Source organism: Micromonospora sp. NPDC049679 (genome assembly GCF_040659735.1).
Taxonomy (GTDB): Bacteria; Actinomycetota; Actinomycetes; order Mycobacteriales; family Micromonosporaceae; genus Micromonospora_I.
This window is the reverse complement of the sequence record NZ_JBFANZ010000004.1, coordinates 150385-166037: the sequence shown is the minus strand read 5'-3', so window position 1 is coordinate 166037 and position 15653 is coordinate 150385. Positions and strand designations below refer to the sequence as shown.

At 72.6% G+C, this 15653-nt stretch carries 17 protein-coding genes; 10 read left to right on the top strand and 7 right to left on the bottom strand.

Annotated elements, in window-relative coordinates:
- The first annotated feature begins 30 nt into the window (after positions 1–30).
- Complete coding sequence (locus tag AB0J06_RS04870) at positions 31–840, top strand: ABC transporter ATP-binding protein (RefSeq protein ID WP_357424685.1); 810 nt, start codon at positions 31–33, stop codon at positions 838–840.
- A 22-nt stretch (positions 841–862) separates the two neighbouring features.
- Here AB0J06_RS04870 and AB0J06_RS04865 read toward each other — a convergent pair whose 3' ends face one another.
- Positions 863–1837, bottom strand: coding sequence for an LLM class flavin-dependent oxidoreductase (locus AB0J06_RS04865; protein WP_357424683.1), 975 nt, complete (start codon positions 1835–1837; stop codon positions 863–865).
- Between the two features lie 89 nt (positions 1838–1926).
- On the opposite strand from AB0J06_RS04865, the gene AB0J06_RS04860 reads away from it, so the two are divergent.
- A complete protein-coding gene (locus tag AB0J06_RS04860) occupies positions 1927–2823 on the top strand; it encodes a ribokinase (protein WP_357424681.1) in 897 nt (298 codons plus the stop codon).
- Positions 2824–2857: 34 nt separating this feature from the next.
- On the opposite strand, the gene AB0J06_RS04855 is transcribed toward AB0J06_RS04860, so the two are convergent.
- Together AB0J06_RS04855 and AB0J06_RS04850 are read right to left on the bottom strand one after the other, a co-directional pair.
- Complete coding sequence (locus AB0J06_RS04855; RefSeq protein WP_357424679.1) at positions 2858–3559, bottom strand: hypothetical protein; 702 nt, start codon at positions 3557–3559, stop codon at positions 2858–2860.
- Positions 3560–3739: 180 nt separating this feature from the next.
- On the bottom strand, positions 3740–4207 hold the full coding sequence (locus AB0J06_RS04850) for a DUF6232 family protein (RefSeq protein WP_357424677.1): 468 nt from the start codon (positions 4205–4207) through the stop codon (positions 3740–3742).
- A gap of 95 nt (positions 4208–4302) precedes the next feature.
- On the opposite strand from AB0J06_RS04850, the gene AB0J06_RS04845 reads away from it, so the two are divergent.
- The gene (locus tag AB0J06_RS04845; RefSeq protein ID WP_357424675.1) at positions 4303–5076 is read left to right on the top strand and encodes an enoyl-CoA hydratase-related protein; all 774 of its coding nucleotides are present in this window, start codon (positions 4303–4305) and stop codon (positions 5074–5076) included.
- Positions 5077–5386: 310 nt separating this feature from the next.
- Positions 5387–7030 (top strand): acetolactate synthase, encoded by a 1644-nt coding sequence (locus AB0J06_RS04840; protein ID WP_357424673.1) that lies wholly within the window; start codon positions 5387–5389, stop codon positions 7028–7030.
- Here the strand turns inward: AB0J06_RS04840 and AB0J06_RS04835 are convergent.
- From AB0J06_RS04835 to AB0J06_RS04820, 4 genes are all read right to left on the bottom strand, one after another.
- A complete protein-coding gene (locus AB0J06_RS04835) occupies positions 7003–8529 on the bottom strand; it encodes a DUF6020 family protein (RefSeq protein ID WP_357424671.1) in 1527 nt (508 codons plus the stop codon). The genes AB0J06_RS04840 and AB0J06_RS04835 overlap by 28 nt on opposite strands.
- Positions 8530–8675: 146 nt before the next feature.
- Positions 8676–9101 (bottom strand): PLD nuclease N-terminal domain-containing protein, encoded by a 426-nt coding sequence (locus tag AB0J06_RS04830; protein WP_357424669.1) that lies wholly within the window; start codon positions 9099–9101, stop codon positions 8676–8678.
- A gap of 15 nt (positions 9102–9116) precedes the next feature.
- The gene (locus AB0J06_RS04825; RefSeq protein ID WP_357424667.1) at positions 9117–9428 is read right to left on the bottom strand and encodes a DUF202 domain-containing protein; all 312 of its coding nucleotides are present in this window, start codon (positions 9426–9428) and stop codon (positions 9117–9119) included.
- A complete protein-coding gene (locus AB0J06_RS04820) occupies positions 9418–9810 on the bottom strand; it encodes a DUF202 domain-containing protein (RefSeq protein ID WP_357424665.1) in 393 nt (130 codons plus the stop codon). The genes AB0J06_RS04825 and AB0J06_RS04820 overlap by 11 nt, the downstream gene beginning before the upstream one ends.
- 41 nt (positions 9811–9851) lie before the next feature.
- Here AB0J06_RS04820 and AB0J06_RS04815 point away from each other — a divergent pair, with 41 nt between their 5' ends.
- From AB0J06_RS04815 to mnmA, 6 genes are all read left to right on the top strand, one after another.
- A complete protein-coding gene (locus AB0J06_RS04815; protein ID WP_357424663.1) occupies positions 9852–10670 on the top strand; it encodes a GNAT family N-acetyltransferase in 819 nt (272 codons plus the stop codon).
- Complete coding sequence (locus tag AB0J06_RS04810) at positions 10667–11080, top strand: hypothetical protein (RefSeq protein ID WP_357424661.1); 414 nt, start codon at positions 10667–10669, stop codon at positions 11078–11080. Before AB0J06_RS04815 ends, AB0J06_RS04810 begins: the two co-directional genes overlap by 4 nt.
- Before the next feature lie 280 nt (positions 11081–11360).
- Complete coding sequence (locus AB0J06_RS04805) at positions 11361–12140, top strand: electron transfer flavoprotein subunit beta/FixA family protein (RefSeq protein ID WP_357424659.1); 780 nt, start codon at positions 11361–11363, stop codon at positions 12138–12140.
- A 12-nt stretch (positions 12141–12152) separates the two neighbouring features.
- A complete protein-coding gene (locus tag AB0J06_RS04800) occupies positions 12153–13112 on the top strand; it encodes an electron transfer flavoprotein subunit alpha/FixB family protein (protein ID WP_357424657.1) in 960 nt (319 codons plus the stop codon).
- Positions 13113–13270: 158 nt separating this feature from the next.
- The gene (locus AB0J06_RS04795; RefSeq protein ID WP_357424655.1) at positions 13271–14449 is read left to right on the top strand and encodes a cysteine desulfurase family protein; all 1179 of its coding nucleotides are present in this window, start codon (positions 13271–13273) and stop codon (positions 14447–14449) included.
- Between the two features lie 131 nt (positions 14450–14580).
- Positions 14581–15651, top strand: coding sequence for a tRNA 2-thiouridine(34) synthase MnmA (gene mnmA / locus AB0J06_RS04790; RefSeq protein WP_357424652.1), 1071 nt, complete (start codon positions 14581–14583; stop codon positions 15649–15651).
- The last annotated feature ends 2 nt before the right edge of the window (positions 15652–15653 follow it).

Below are 15653 nucleotides of genomic sequence, written 5' to 3'. Positions count from 1 at the left end.
TGCCGGTGGGGGGCGCGAACGGGCGCGTGATTGGATGGGCGCGTGCCTACCGTGGACGACGACCTGGTGATTGACCTCGACGGAGTCGGCGTGACCCGCTCCGGCAAGCCGCTGCTGCACGACCTGACCTGGCGGGTGGAGCTGGACGAGCGGTGGGTCATCCTGGGGCCGAACGGCGCGGGGAAGACGACGCTGCTCAACCTCGCGGCGGGCCGGGCGCATCCGACGACGGGCGCCGCGCACGTGCTGGGCGAGAAGATCGGCCGCACCGACCTCACCGAACTGCGCACCCGCATCGGGCTCTCCACGGCCGCGCTCGCCGACCGGATCCCTGCCGACGAGCGGGTGCACGACGTGGTGGTCACCGCCGCGTGGTCGGTGGTCGGACGCTTCCGGGAGAGCTACGAGATCATGGACGAGGTCCGCGCCCGCGGCCTGCTCGACCAGCTCGGCGTCGCGGGTCTGGCCGAGCGGACGTACGGCACGCTGTCGGAAGGCGAGCGTAAGCGGGTGCAGATCGCCCGGGCGCTGATGACCGACCCCGAGCTGCTCCTCCTCGACGAGCCGGCCGCCGGCCTCGACCTCGGCGGGCGGGAGGACCTGGTCGCCCGCCTCGCCGAGCTCGCCTACGACCCGGACGCCCCGGCGCTGGTGCTGGTCACCCACCACGTGGAGGAGATCCCGCCGGGCTTCACCCACGCGCTGCTGCTGCGGGAGGGCACTGTCGTGGCGCAGGGTCTGCTCGGCGACACGCTCACCGGCGAGCACCTGTCGAAGACCTTCGGGCTGCCGCTGGTCGTCGAGCGGGTGGGGGACCGCTTCGCCGCCCGGGCGGCCTGACGATCCTCCACACCGGACAGGCTCAGCCGCGCAGCCGGGGGAGCAACGCCTCGGCGGCGAGCGTCACCTGTGCGACGGCCAGCTGTGGATCGGCGGACGGTATGAGCACGACCGCGTCCGCCCCGGCCGCGCCGAGCGCGCCGATCGCCGACGCACACTGCTCGGCGCTGCCCGCGACGGCGAACCGGTCGACGTAGCGCTCCGGGAGCGCCGCGGCCAACGACTCGACGTCGCCGGCCTCCTTCAGCAGGGCGGTGATCTCTTCGGTCAGGTCCCCGTCCGGCGGCGGCAGCGGCCGGCCGTCGAGCAGCCGGCCGGCGATCTCCCGGCGCGCGCCCGACCGCGCCTCGTCGAACTCGAAATGGGCGTAGACCGTGAGCCGGTGGGAGTCGGTGCGGCCGGCGGCCCGGCGCCCCTCATCGATCCGCTCGCGCGCCCAACGCACGTACGCGGGGCTCGCGCATTCGGCCAGGATCGTGCCGTCGGCCACCTCGCCGGAGAGCCGCAGCGACTTCTCGCCGCGTACCCCGGTCGAGATCGGGGGCGGTGCCGCGGGCGGGAACCGCAGCGCCACGTCGGCCAGCCGCACATGCCGTCCCGCGGTGGTGACCGTTTCGCCGGCGAGCAGCGCCCGGACCGCGGCGACGGTTTCACGGAGCACCGCCAGCGGTGACGGGTGATCCGCGCCCACCTGGCGCAGCCAGTCGGCCATCCCGTGCCCGAAGCCGGGCAGGATCCGGTCGGGAAAGAGCCGGACCAGCGTCGCCAGCTCCATCGCGGCCACCGCCGGGTTGCGGAAGGCGGCGGGCATGATGCCGAGCCCGATGGTCAGCCGTTCGGTGACCGCCGCGGCGGCCGCACCGGCCGAGACCGCCCCCGCGAAGAAACAGTCCTCGACGACCCAGAGCTCGTCATAGCCGAGCCGCTCGACCAGCCGGGCGAAGGCCGGCAGGTTCTCCGGCGGATTGTCGCAGCGGTACATCACACCGATCGGCATCCGTTCCATGGTTGGCAAGCCTGCCAGAGATCTCCGCGACCGGCATCCGGCGACCTACACTCGCCGCAGCCGTCGATCGGAGGAAGGCCATGACGCGTCCGCGGGTGGTTGTGGTGGGCAGCGCCAACATGGACCTGGTCGCCACGGCGCCGACCCTGCCGCGACCGGGCGAGACGGTGCTCGGCACCGACTTCGTCACCGTCCCCGGCGGCAAGGGCGCCAACCAGGCGATTGCCGCCGTACGCGCGGGCGCGGACTGTGCCTTCCTCGGCGCGATCGGCTCCGACTCCTTCGGCGTCACGCTCAAGGCCCGGATCGCCGCGTCGGGGGTCGACACGTCGCACCTGCGGGTGATCTACGGGGCCTCCGGGGTTGCGGTGATAGTCGTCAACGCCGACGGTGAGAACACGATCGTCGTCACGCCCGGCGCCAACGGCGCGTACACCGGGCTGACCGAGACGGAGCTCTCGACCGTACGCGAGGCTGACGTGCTGGTCGCGCAGCTGGAGATCCCGGTCGAGACGGTGACCCGGGCGGCGACCGAGGCCCGGGCTGCGGGCACCCGGGTCGTCCTCAACGCCGCCCCCGGCCGGACGTTGCCGGCCGAACTGCTCGACGCCGTCGACCTGCTGGTGGTCAACGAGGTCGAGGCGCAGGAGCTGGCCGGTGCGGGACGGGACAATCCCGAGGCGCTGCTCGCGGTCGTCCGGCGGGCCGTGCTCACGCAGGGTGCGCACGGCGCCTGGTACGGCGACCGCGATGGCACCGCGGTGCACGTGCCCGGAATCCGGGTGGAGACCGTCGACTCGACCGCGGCCGGTGACGCGTTCACCGGGGCGCTCGCGGTCGCCTGGGGTGAGGGCCGTGACCTGGTGGACGCCGTGCGCTGGGCGAGCGCCGCCGGGGCGGCGTGCGTACGCCGGCTCGGCGCCTCGGTGTCGTTGCCCCAGCGCGCCGACATCGACGCCCTCTACGCGCAGGCCTGACCCGCCGCGCGGGCCCGGTCTCGGCCGTGACGAGTCAGCGCTCCTGCTCGGCGGCCTCCTCCTCGGCGAGGCGGTCCTCGCCGCGGCGGCGCAACATCCGCAGCCCGGGAATGCCCGCGGCGGCGAGCCGCAGGTCGCGGGTGACCTCGAGCAGATCGTGGATGTCCGGTCCGACCCGGTCGAGGGTGGCGAGGATCGGCAGCACGTCGTCGGTGAGGTGCCGGGTCAACCGGGGCAGCTCGTCGACGAGCTGGATCGCCGCGTCGACCTCCTCCGGGCTCAGCTGTTCCACGAACCGGCCCGCCATCGGGGCGGCCCGGCGCAGCGTCGGCTCGTACGCCGAGAGCAGTTCCTGCGCGCGGTGCGCGGTCTCCCTGGTGCTGGCGATCACCGTCGTCGCGGCCCCGGCGACCTCCTGCGCCTCCGCGACGACCACCCCGACCGCGGCGGCGACCCGCGTCGCCTCCTCGACCGCCGCGGTGGCCGCGGTCGCGATCACCGCCACCCGGCGGGCCGCCTCCTCCGCTTCGTCCATGACGAGATCGACGCGGGGGAGCAGGGTCTCGGCGCGGTCGACCACCCGGTTGATCCGGTTGACCAGGGATTCGATCTCATCGAGAACGGTGAACGCGCGGCCGGGCAGCGCCGCGAAGGCGGCGGCGGTCGCTGCGGCCTGGCCGACGGCGGCCCTGGTCAGGTCGAGGACGGCGGTTGGTCGAGGGATGGGAAGCGCCATGAGCAACATTGTCCGTCGCGTTGCCCGGAAGCGCCGAATTGCCGCCAGATGCTCGTCGATCAAGGACTTTGCGGCTGATCAAGGGAGTATTCATGCGAATGGTGATCAAACAGTGTGAAGACGTCCTTGATCGACGGGCGAAGCGTCGGCATCGACGGGAGCGAACGAGGTGGCGGCCGGTCAGCGGCGAGCGACGGTCGCGCTCTCCATCGCCCGCTGCAGGGCGCGGTAGATCTGGCCGAATTTGAGCGCGTCTCGCGTCTGCAGCACCAACACCGGCGTGCCCCGCACATCGGCCCAGATCTGCAGATCGTGTGCCCCGCGGTCGTACGAGCGGTCCATCCGGTCCAGCAGCAGGTCGGCGAGGGGACCGGCGGCGAGACCCACGAGGCAGGAGACCCCGACCAACGTGACCGTCGCGTTGGTCGACGCGTCGATGCTCAGCGCGATCGAGATACCGATGGCGGCGGCGACGAGTGGCCCGATCAGCGCCGCCCCGAGCGCTCCCCGCCCGGCCACCGCCCGCCACGAGCGTGAGCCACGTCGGTGCCACACCCCGGCCAGCTCGGCGAGCGGATAGCTCCGCCCGCCCACGCGGATGGCGGCCGAGGTGACCTGCACGAACCGGTCGTCGTAGTAGGTGATCATCTCGCTGTCCTCGTCAGTTGGGCACCAGGGTACCTACCCATCCGCGCCCGTCAGTAGTCTTTCCCGCACGCGGACTTCAACGTGGAGGTGTGGGCGTGGGCGACTTCGTACGCGTGGAAATCAAGGACGGCATCGGCACCATCCGGCTGGAACGCCCGCCGATGAACGCCCTCAACACGCAGGTGCAGGAGGAGTTGCGCGCCGCGGCGGCGGAGACCACCGCCGAGCCCGAGGTGCGTGCGGTCATCGTGTACGGCGGCGAGAAGGTCTTCGCGGCCGGCGCGGACATCAAGGAGATGGCCGACATGTCGTACGTGGACATGTCCGCCCGGGCGGCCCGGCTCTCCAGCGCCTTCGACGCCATCGCCCGCATCCCCAAGCCGGTGGTCGCCGCGATCACCGGCTACGCCCTCGGCGGTGGCTGCGAACTTGCCCTGGCGTGCGACTGGCGGGTCGTCGCCGATGACGCCAAGCTCGGCCAGCCGGAGATCAAGCTCGGGATCATCCCCGGTGCGGGCGGGACGCAGCGGCTGGCCCGGTTGGTCGGTCCGGCCCGCGCGAAGGACCTGGTCCTCTCTGGTCGGATGGTCGACGCCGACGAGGCGCTCCGGATCGGCCTCGCCGACCGGGTCGTCCCGGCCACCGAGGTGTACGACGCGGCGGTCGCGCTCGTGCGCCCGTACCTCTCGGGACCGGCCCAGGCCCTGCGCGCGGCGAAGCTGGCGATCGACGGCGGCCTGGAAATGGATCTCGCCTCCGGTCTGGCCTGGGAGAGCCAGCTCTTCGCCGGGCTCTTCGCCACCGAGGACAAGCGCGAGGGCATGTCCGCCTTCGTCGAGAAGCGCAAGCCGAACTTCACCGGCCGCTAGGCCCGTCCGCCGACCCTGTTCCGCGGCTGGCCCGCCGCTTGCTCCCCGACCGGATACCTGTTGTTCCGCCTTTGCTCTGCTGCACCAGCGGAAGCGCCGGCCGGCCGGCGCTCCGGACAGCTGCTGCTTCCGCGAGGGAAGCAGGGCAAAGGTGTGGAGCACAGTTGCGTTTCCGGGCTCGCCGGGCACGCCACCTGGGGCCCGCGGTCGGGCCGGCCGCCGGTCCACGGTGGAAGTGACCGGGCGGTAACCTGCTCCGGAGCGCGGCGGGCCGGACGGCGGCGGCCGGGACGACGGATGGGAGCGGCCGATGACAGAGCGGATCGAGGGTCACGGCGGGGTACTCGCGGTCTCCGCGCTGCGGGCCGCCGGTATCACCGAGATGTTCACCCTGTCCGGTGGGCACGTCTTCCCCCTCTACGACGCCGCGCACGAGACGGTGCCCGGCACCGGCGAGCCGGCGATGCGGATCATCGACGTGCGCCACGAGCAGTCCGCGGTCTTCGCCGCCGAGGCCGTCGCCAAGCTGCAGCGCCGGCCGGGCCTGGCCGTCCTCACCGCCGGCCCGGGCGTCACCAACGGCATCTCCGGCCTGACCAGCGCCTACTTCAACGCCTCGCCCGTGCTCGTGATGGGCGGCAGGGCGCCGGCGTTCCGGTGGGGCTCGGGCAGCCTGCAGGAGATGGACCACCTGCCCCTGGTCGCACCGGTCACCAAGCACGCGGCGACGGTCTTCGCCACCGACGAGATCCCGGCCGCGGTCACGGGCGCGCTCACCACGGCGCTGACCCCGCACCGCGGCCCGGTCTTCCTCGATCTGCCGCTGGAGGTCGTCTTCTCCGTCGCGGAGGCCACCGCGCCCGACGCGCCCGTCGTCCCCGTGGTCGAACCAGACCCGGACGAGGTGAGCAAGGCCGCGCGACTGATCGCGGCCGCCCAGCGTCCGGTCATCATCGCCGGCTCCGACGTCTACGCCGGCGACGCCGTCGCCGCCCTGCGCGAGGCCGCCGAGGCGCTGCAGGTCCCGGTCTTCACCAACGGGATGGGGCGCGGCGCGCTCCCCGCGCAGCACCCGCTCGCCTTCGCCAAGGCCCGTCGCACCGCACTGCGCGGCGCCGACCTCGTCGTGGTGATCGGCACCCCGCTCGACTTCCGGCTCGGCTTCGGCGACTTCGGCGCGGCCCGGGTCGTCCACATCGTCGACGCGCCCAGCCAGCGCGCCACCCACGTCCAGCCGGCCGTCTCGCCCGCCGGCGACCTGCGGCTCATCCTCTCCGCGCTCGCGGACCACGCCGGCGACCGCGAGGACCACGCGGGGTGGATCGCCGACCTGCGGGCCGCCGAGGACGCCGCGAAGGAGCGGGACGCCGGGGAGATGGCGGCCGAGACCGACCCGATCCGTCCCGCCCGGATCTACGGTGAGCTGCGCCGCGTCCTGGCCCCCGACGCCGTGACCATCGGCGACGGCGGCGACTTCGTCTCGTACGCCGGCCGCTACCTGGAGCCCTCGGTCCCCGGCACCTGGCTGGACCCGGGACCGTACGGCTGCCTCGGCACGGGCATGGGCTATGCGATGGGGGCCCGGGTGACGTACCCGGACCGGCAGATCTGCGTGCTCATGGGTGACGGAGCCGCGGGCTTCTCGCTGATGGACGTCGAGTCCCTGGTCCGGCAGAAGCTGCCGGTCGTCATCGTGGTCGGCAACAACGGCATCTGGGGACTCGAGAAGCACCCGATGCAGGCCATGTACGGCTACGACGTGGCCGCCGACCTCCAGCCGGAACTCCGCTACGACGAGGTCGTCCGGGCGATGGGCGGTGCGGGGGAGACGGTCGGGAAGGCCGCCGATCTCGGCCCGGCCCTGCAGCGCGCCTTCGACTCCGGCGTGCCGTACCTGGTCAACGTGCTGACCGACCCGGGTGACGCCTACCCGCGCTCCTCCAACCTGGCCTGACCGGGGTCGGAGCCGACCGCGACCGCGGGTTCCTCCGCTGCGGCCGGCTCCGACGGCGTCGCCGACCCGACCGGATCGGCGGGCCGCCGGGCCACCGCCAGCAGGGGCAGCAGGAGAACGCCGAGCACGAACGGCGCGGCCATGTAGCGGGCGGCCTGCACGTTGTTGAAGACCAGCACGGAGAGCTGGCCCGCGACGGCGACGGTGGCCAGCGCGAGCAGAGCGGGTTCCCGCCGCCGCCACGCGACCACGCCGACGATCAGATACGTCAGGTAAGCCCAGTTCGCGCCCCGCCACAGCAGCCACTCCGGCTCGTTCGTGTGGCCGGTGAGCTGGTCGGCGAGCCGGCGCGCCCGGTCGCTCAGCGGCCCGGCGTAGACGGCGTCGCGGAACGGGCTCTGCTGGAAGGCGGTGTCGCGCGCGACGTAGACCCGCATGCCCCACGGGGTGGGGTTGCGACTGACGCCTCCGGTCGAGGTGGGGCGCCACGCGATGGAGCCGCGGCAGATGCGCGCGTCGATGATCGTGCCGGGTGAGCGGCGGGCGGCGTCCCACCACACGGCGAGCAGCTCGCCCTTGTGGGCGGCGGCGGCCCGCCGGTCGAAGGCCGGGTCGTAGACCGTGGTGTCGACGCTGTGGCAGTTGGCAGACTCCCGCCAGAGCGACAGCGGCGCGACGGTGGCCATCACGGCGGTGTCGGCGGGCGGGAACGCGGCCGGATCGGCGGCGTAGGCCACCGAAATGTCGGAGAAGAACGCCTCCAGGGCCACGATCGAGTCGCTGTCGCGCACCCCGAGCGCGGGGAGCAGCAGCCAGTTGGTCAGCAGCGCGACCGACGCCGCGACGACCCCGGCGACGATCATCCGCGCCGCGGCGCCACGGAGCAGCAGCGCGCAGAGCACGACCATGATCGCCACGATCACGAAGCCGTTCTGCCGAAACAGGCAGATCAGGGTCAGCTCGACGGCCAGGGCGAGGAGGAGGGGGCGGGGAAACGGCGACTCCTCCCCGTCGCGGCGACGGGCGACCAGCCGGGCGAGCGTGCCGAGCAGGAAGACGTGGCAGATGACGAACGGGACGTCCTTCCACACGGCCATCACGAACGTGCCGACGGGTGGCAGCGCCACGACCGTGACGGCGGCCGCCGACCAGAGCCACGCGGGACCGCCGAGCCGGCGCAGGCCGGTGACCGCGTACGCCAGCCCCGCCGCCATCGCCACGGTCTGTGCCAGGGTGAGCGCCGCGAGCCCGCCGGTGAGCTGCAGCGACAACCACACGAGCGCCGTGTAGGAGATCGGATGGTGGGTGTTCCAGTTGCCCGTGGTCGACTGCCAGATGTAGCTGAGCGAGTCGGGGCTGAACAGGCCGGGGTGGTAGGCCACCCACCAGAACAGCAGACCCGCCTGCGCGAGGCCGTACGTGATCAGCGTCAGCAGCGGCAGCCGCCGGCTTCTCTTCGCTGTCGTCTCCGCCGGCCCGTCTTCTGCGTCGTGGTTCATCAAGCCGTCTCTCAGGGTCTTCGCGCCGGCGGGAACCAGCGACGCGGACGGAACCGCGCCATGATACGGCGAATCGGGCACCGGGCCCGGGGCCGACCGGCAGGATCGATGCCGGCGTCGGCGCCGCGCGGCAGCATCGTGAGCCGCTACGCCTCGGGCTGCTGCTCCTCGCGGGGTGGATCCCCCGGTTCGCGGCGGCGCAGCTCACCTTCGCGGCGCCGCAGGTCCTCCTCCCAGCGTTCGAAGAGCTCGTGATCCTGTGTGGACTTTTCGGGGTTGAGTGAGCCGAGGAACTCCGGGTCGTCGTCGGGGGCGAGCGTCCGTGGTCGCCGGTGTTCGGGGAAACCGCCCCCCATGCGCCAGGTGCCGGGTGTGCCGCCGGTCGCGGTGGCGGGACGCCCGGCGAGGAACCAGGCGATCGGGCCGACCAGCGGGAAGAACAGGATGACGAGCACCCAGGCGATGCGGGGCAGGGCTCGGATATCGGCGTCGTCGGCGGAGAGGCAGCTGATCAACGCGATCGCGCCGAGGACGATCAGTGCGATGAAGACAAGGACGTACAGGCGGGCCATCCCGCAATGATGGCCTCAACGCGGCGCTGAGCCTAGTCCCGTGATGACGAGGAGCGTTCCGATCGCCGCGTATCCGGCGATGACCAGGGCGGAGAGCGGGAGCGCCCGTCCGGCGGAGGCGCACGTCGCCATCGCCTTGATCCGGCGGTGCCCGACACCGACGACCGCGGCCCAGCCGAGCAGCGCCGCCGCGGCGAGCAGCGCGCCGACCGCGCCCCGACCGAACGACAGCCGGAGCGTGAGCACCGTGACGGCGGTCAGCGTGAGCGCCGTGCGTCGCCACGCCAGTCGGGTCCGCTCGGCCTGCAGCCCGGGGTCACGCGTCATGGACGGCCTGCGCCAGCACCGCGGCGATCAGCAGCAGCGCGCCGAGGCCGACCACCAGTGCGAGCAGCGCGGGAAAGCGGGAAGCGGGCAGGTCGTGACCGAGGCGCATGGCCCGTTCGGCGCGGGCCCAGTGGTCCACGGCGCGCACCGCGACGGTGGCGCCGAGCAGCAGCAGCACGACCGCGATCGCCTCGCGCAGATGCGGCACCGGCATCGGCGGCAGGAACTGCGCGGCTGCCAGCCCGCCGGCGACGAGCGCCAGCGCGGTGCGGATCCAGGCCAGGAAGGTGCGTTCGTTCGCGAGGGAGAACCGGTAGTCGGGCGTGGTGCCGACCTGCCGCATCTCCTGCGCGTCGAACCACTGCCGCATCGCGTCGAACACAACCCCGATTATCCGTTTGCCGCTCGCCGTAGCCTTGACGGGTGACCGATTTGGACGTCAATACGCTGCGCGACGCCTACGATGCCCGGCTGCGGGCCGCTGTGCCCGATCCGGTTCCGCCCGGCGTCAGCGTCGAGCGGGACGGTCCGCTGATCCGGATCCGGGGGCTCGATCACGGCGGGTTCCTCACCTACCGCACCCTCGACGGGCTCACCGGCGCCGACCTGGACGCTCTGATCGCCCGGCAGCGCGCGCTCTTCACCGAGCTGGACGAGCCGGTGGAATGGAAGCTGCACGGCCACGACGAGCCGGCTGATCTCGCCGACCGGCTGCGCGCGGCCGGCTTCGAGCCGGAGGAGCAGGAGACGGTCGTGATCGGGCCGGTCGCGCCGCTGGCCGACACGTTGCCGGTACCGCCCGATGGCGTACGCCTGCGCGAGGTGACGGCCCGCGCGGACCTGGACCGGATCGTGGCGATGACGGAGGTGGTCTGGAACGAGCCGCGCGGCTGGCTCGCGGACGGGCTGGAGAAGGAGATCGCCGCGGACCCCAAGGCGCTGACCGTGGTGGTGGCGGAGGCCGGCCAGAGCGACGACGCGCCCGACGGAGAGGTGGTCTCCGCCGGGTGGATCCGCTACGTCCCGGGCAGCGGCTTCGCCACGCTGTGGGGCGGCTCGACGCTGCCCGAATGGCGCCACCGCGGCATCTACCGGTCCCTGGTCGCCTACCGTGCGCGGCTCGCGTCCGTGCGGGGGTGCACGATGCTGCAGGTCGATGCCTCCGATGCCAGCCGCCCCATCCTGCAGCGGCTGGGCTTCGTCGCGGTCACCACGACGACCCCGTACGTCTACACTCCGTGACTGTGGCTGAGTCGCTGACCGACGATGAGCGGATGACACTCAAGGCCGCCGCGTTCGGCGCGGTCTTCCTGGTCTCCAGCGCCGAACCCGGTCTGCTCTCCATGGTCAAGGAGAGCTTCGCCGCCTCCGACGCCTTCGCCGGCTCCACCGGTCTGGTCAACGCGGTGTTGACCACGGGTGATCTGCCGCGGCTGGGGCAGGGCACGCCGGACGAGGTGGAGCGCGAGGCGCTGCCGGCGCTGCGGCGCGCGGTGGAGATCCTGCGCGCGAAGGCACCCGGCGAGCTCGACAACTACCGGGACACCGTCGTCACCGCGGCGCTGCGTACGGCCGGCGCGGCCGAGGGCGTCGACGCGCCCGAGGCGGCAGCGCTGAGCAAGGTCAGGAGCGCCCTCGGCCGGGGCGACTGACCGGACCGCGGGGGTGGTCGGACGCGCGTACCCGGTGCGGACTTTAGGGACGTTTCGCGCTAGCTCCCGTCAAATCCACTCAGACCCCACTGATCTTCCCGGCGGTGCGCTGTGTCACGCTAGGTGCCCGTTGGCGGGATGCTACTAGCGAGTAACGTGGCTGGTGGGCAATCCCGCGGCGCTCGCATTTGACCGAGCAATCAGGAAAGCGGGAGGCTGCGCCCGAGAACCCGATATCGGGCGAGCGTCGCAACACCTACAGGAGGGTCGTCGAAGCGCGATGAACATCGTCGTACTCGTCAAGCAGGTGCCCGACTCCGGCGCGGAGCGCAACCTGCGCAGTGACGACAACACCGTCGACCGGGGGTCGGCAAACAACGTCATCAACGAGATGGACGAGTACGCCATCGAAGAGGCGTTGAAGATCCAGGCGGCCAACGGCGGCGAGGTCACCATCTTGACGATGGGTCCCGACCGGGCCACCGAGTCGATCCGCAAGGCGTTGTCGATGGGGCCGGACAAGGCCGTACACGTGCTCGATGACGCGCTGCACGGCTCCTGCGCGGTGGCCACCTCGAAGGTGCTCGCCGCCGCGCTGGGCACGCTCAACGCCGACCTCGTCATCTGCGGCGCGGAGTCCACCGACGGCCGGGTGCAGGTCATGCCGCACATGCTGGCCGAGCGGCTCGGTGTCGCCGCCCTGACCGGTGCGCGCAAGCTCACCGTGGAGGGCTCGACGCTCACCGCTGAGCGGCAGACGGAAGAGGGGTACGAGGTGGTCACCGCCACGACCCCCGCTGTCGTCTCCGTCTGGGACACGATCAACGAGCCGCGGTACCCGTCGTTCAAGGGCATCATGGCCGCCAAGAAGAAGCCGCTGCAGACGCTCTCCCTGGCCGATCTCGGCGTGGCCGCGTCGGAGGTCGGGTTCGAGGGTGCGACCAGCGCCGTCGTCGAGCACACCAAGCGCCCGTCGCGTTCCGGCGGCGCCAAGATCACCGACGAGGGCGAGGGCGGCGTGAAGCTGGTCGAGTTCCTCGCCACCGAAAAGTTCGTGTGAGGGGTCTGAGTCATGGCTGAGGTTCTCGTCGTCGTCGAGGCCACGCAGGCTTTCGGCGTCAAGAAGGTCACGCTCGAGCTGCTCACGCTGGCCCGCGAGCTGGGCACGCCGGCCGCCGTCGTGCTCGGTGGCTCCGGCGCCGCCGCGCAGCTGAGCGAAAAACTGGGTGAGTACGGCGCGGAGAAGATCTACGCCGCGGAGGGCGAAGAGATCGACGGCTACCTGGTCGCGCCGAAGGCGACCGTCGTGGCCGAGCTGGTCAAGCGGGTGCAGCCCGCCGCGGTGCTGCTCGCCTCCTCGCAGGAGGGCAAGGAGATCGCCGCGCGACTGGCGGTCAAGCTGGACAACGGCATCCTCACCGACGTGGTGGGGCTCGACGCCGACGGCACCGCCACCCAGGTGGCGTTCGCCGGGTCGACCATCGTCAAGTCCAAGGTGACCCGCGGCCTGCCGCTGGTGACCCTGCGCCCCAACTCGGTCACCCCGAGCCCGGCGCCGGCCACCCCCGCGGTTGAGCAGGTCGAGGTCCAGGTGACCGAAAACGACAAGCTGGCCCGGGTGGTCGAGCGGGTCGCCGAGCAGAAGGGCTCGCGCCCGGAGCTCACCGAGGCGTCCGTGGTCGTCTCCGGCGGTCGCGGTGTGGGCAACGCCGACAACTTCAAGGTCGTCGAGGAGCTCGCCGACCTGCTCGGTGGCGCGGTCGGCGCGTCCCGCGCCGCGGTCGACTCCGGCTTCTACCCGCACCAGTTCCAGGTGGGGCAGACCGGCAAGACGGTGTCGCCGCAGCTCTACGTGGCGCTCGGCATCTCCGGTGCGATCCAGCACCGGGCCGGCATGCAGACCTCGAAGACGATCGTCGCGGTCAACAAGGACACCGAGGCGCCGATCTTCGAACTGGCCGACTTCGGCGTGGTGGGTGACCTGTTCAAGGTCGTACCGCAGGCCGCCGAGGAGATCCGCAAGCGCAAGTAGCGGGACCTGGGGAGGCGAGGGCCGGTGACCGCGAGGCGGTCGCCGGCCCTCGCCGTATCGGTGGCCGGGCCGCGACGACCGCGCCGTGCTGTCGATCACGACACGCGGTCGGCCATGGCCGCCGAGCCCTCCGGCAGCGGCCGATAGGCTGCAGGGTGATGGCCTATCTGGATCACGCCGCGACCACGCCGATGCTCGACGAGGCGTTGGAGGCATACGTCGCCACCGCCCGTGAGGTGGGTAATGCGTCGTCGCTGCACGCCTCCGGCCGGCACGCGCGGCGCAGGGCGGAAGAGTCGCGCGAGCGGGTGGCGGCCGCTCTCGGCGCGCGCCCCTCAGAGGTGATCTTCACCGCTGGCGGCACGGAGAGCGACAACCTCGCCGTCAAGGGCATCTTCTGGGCCCGACGGGGCGCGGATCCGACGCGCGACCGCGTGCTGGCCAGCGCGATGGAACACCACGCCGTGCTGGACTCGGTGGAGTGGCTCGCCCGGCATGAGGGGGCGACCGCGATCTGGCTCCCGGTCGACGGCGCCGGTCGGATCGACCTCGACGCCCTCGCCGACACGCTGGACCGGCACGCCGACCAGATCACCCTGATCACCGCGATGTGGGCCAACAACGAGGTCGGCACCGTGCAGCCCGTGACCGACCTCGCCGCGCTGGCCGCCCGGCACGGGGTCCCGTTCCACACCGACGCGATCCAGGCGGTCGGCCAGGTGCCGGTCGACTTCGCGGCCAGCGGCGCGGCGGCGCTGACCATCACCGGGCACAAGCTCGGCGGCCCGGCCGGGGTGGGGGCGCTGCTGCTCGGCCGGGAGGTGCCCTGCACGCCGCTGCTGCACGGCGGCGGCCAGGAGCGCGACGTACGCTCCGGCACGCTCGACACCGCGGGCATCGTGGCCTTCGCCGTCGCGGTCGAGAGCGCGGTCAAGAACCAGGAGCAGTACGCCGCCCGAGTCGGCGCGCTCCGTGACGAGCTGGTGCGGCGGGTCCGGCAGGCGGTGCCGGACGCGGTCTACAACGGTGATCCGGTCGACCGGCTGCCCGGCAACGCCCACTTCTCCTTCCCCGGTTGCGAGGGGGACGCGCTGCTGCTCCTGCTCGACGCGCAGGGCATCGCCTGTTCCACCGGGTCGGCCTGCTCGGCAGGGGTGGCGCAGCCGTCGCACGTGCTGCTCGCCATGGGGGCGGACAACGACCGGGCCCGCTCGTCGCTGCGTTTCACCCTCGGCCACACCTCGACAGCGCAGGACGTGGACGCCCTGGTCGCGGCGCTCCCCGGGGCCGTGGAGCGGGCGCGTCGCGCCGGCGCCATCCGCTCCGCCCGCGCCTGACGCGCCGCTCCTGCCGCGCGATCCTGCAGATGTCTGCGCGGTGTGAGATGGCCGGCCCGTTCCGCGCACCACCACGACTGCAAGATCGGCGTGGCGGGGGGCTAACCTCGAGGGGTGAAGGAGGTACTGCGGTGAGGGTGTTGGCTGCGATGTCCGGCGGCGTCGACTCGGCGGTGGCGGCTGCCCGGGCGGTCGAGGCCGGACACGACGTGACCGGGGTGCACCTCGCGCTCGCCCGCAACCCGCAGACCTACCGCACGGGCGCGCGCGGCTGCTGCACGCTGGAGGACTCCCGCGACGCTCGCCGGGCCGCCGACGTGATCGGCATCCCCTTCTACGTGTGGGACATGGCCGACCGGTTCCATGAGGACGTCGTCGACGACTTCGTGGCCGAGTACGCGGCGGGACGTACCCCGAATCCCTGCCTGCGCTGCAACGAGAAGATCAAGTTTGCCGCGGTGCTGGACCGGGCGGTCGCCCTGGGCTTCGACGCGGTGGTGACCGGTCATCACGCCCGACTCGGGCCGGACGGGCTGCTGCGGCGCAGCGTCGACATCGCGAAGGACCAGTCGTACGTGCTGGCCGTGCTGACCCGGGCCCAGCTCGACCGGTCGATCTTCCCGCTCGGCGACTCCACCAAGACGGAGGTGCGCGCCGAGGCCGACCGGCGGGGCCTCGGCGTGGCCGACAAGCCCGACTCCCACGACATCTGCTTCATCGCCGACGGCGACACCCGGGGCTTCCTCGCCGGCCGCCTCGGCGACGCGCCGGGCGACGTGGTCGACGCCGAGACCGGCGCGGTCCTCGGCGCACACCGGGGTGCGTACGCGTACACGGTCGGTCAGCGCCGGGGCCTGCGGCTGGAGACGCCGGCGCCGGACGGTCGTCCCCGCTACGTGCTCTCCATCACGCCGAAGACCAACACCGTGACGGTCGGGCCCGCCGAGGCGCTCGACGTGTCCGTCGTGAGCGGGATCCGTCCGGTGTGGACCGGCGGCGAGCTGCCGGAAGCGCCCATCGAGTGCGAGGTCCAGCTGCGGGCGCACGGCGACCCCGTACCGGCGACGGTCGTCGTCGACGGCGGCTCCCTCCGTGCCGAGCTGCGCCGCCCCGCGCGCGGCGTCGCCGCCGGCCAGGCGGTCGTCGCCTACCGTCCCGACCCGGCCGGCGACATCGTCCTCGGCTCCGCCACCATCAACTGAGG

Coding starts and splice junctions, on each gene's coding strand:
- AB0J06_RS04865 (WP_357424683.1), bottom strand. CDS start 1,837: ATGCCGATCGGTGTGATGTACCGCTGCGACAATCCGCCGGAGAACCTG.
- AB0J06_RS04860 (WP_357424681.1), top strand. CDS start 1,927: ATGACGCGTCCGCGGGTGGTTGTGGTGGGCAGCGCCAACATGGACCTG.
- AB0J06_RS04855 (WP_357424679.1), bottom strand. CDS start 3,559: ATGGCGCTTCCCATCCCTCGACCAACCGCCGTCCTCGACCTGACCAGG.
- AB0J06_RS04850 (WP_357424677.1), bottom strand. CDS start 4,207: ATGATCACCTACTACGACGACCGGTTCGTGCAGGTCACCTCGGCCGCC.
- AB0J06_RS04840 (WP_357424673.1), top strand. CDS start 5,387: ATGACAGAGCGGATCGAGGGTCACGGCGGGGTACTCGCGGTCTCCGCG.
- AB0J06_RS04835 (WP_357424671.1), bottom strand. CDS start 8,529: ATGAACCACGACGCAGAAGACGGGCCGGCGGAGACGACAGCGAAGAGA.
- AB0J06_RS04830 (WP_357424669.1), bottom strand. CDS start 9,101: ATGGCCCGCCTGTACGTCCTTGTCTTCATCGCACTGATCGTCCTCGGC.
- AB0J06_RS04825 (WP_357424667.1), bottom strand. CDS start 9,428: ATGACGCGTGACCCCGGGCTGCAGGCCGAGCGGACCCGACTGGCGTGG.
- AB0J06_RS04805 (WP_357424659.1), top strand. CDS start 11,361: ATGAACATCGTCGTACTCGTCAAGCAGGTGCCCGACTCCGGCGCGGAG.
- AB0J06_RS04800 (WP_357424657.1), top strand. CDS start 12,153: ATGGCTGAGGTTCTCGTCGTCGTCGAGGCCACGCAGGCTTTCGGCGTC.
- AB0J06_RS04795 (WP_357424655.1), top strand. CDS start 13,271: ATGGCCTATCTGGATCACGCCGCGACCACGCCGATGCTCGACGAGGCG.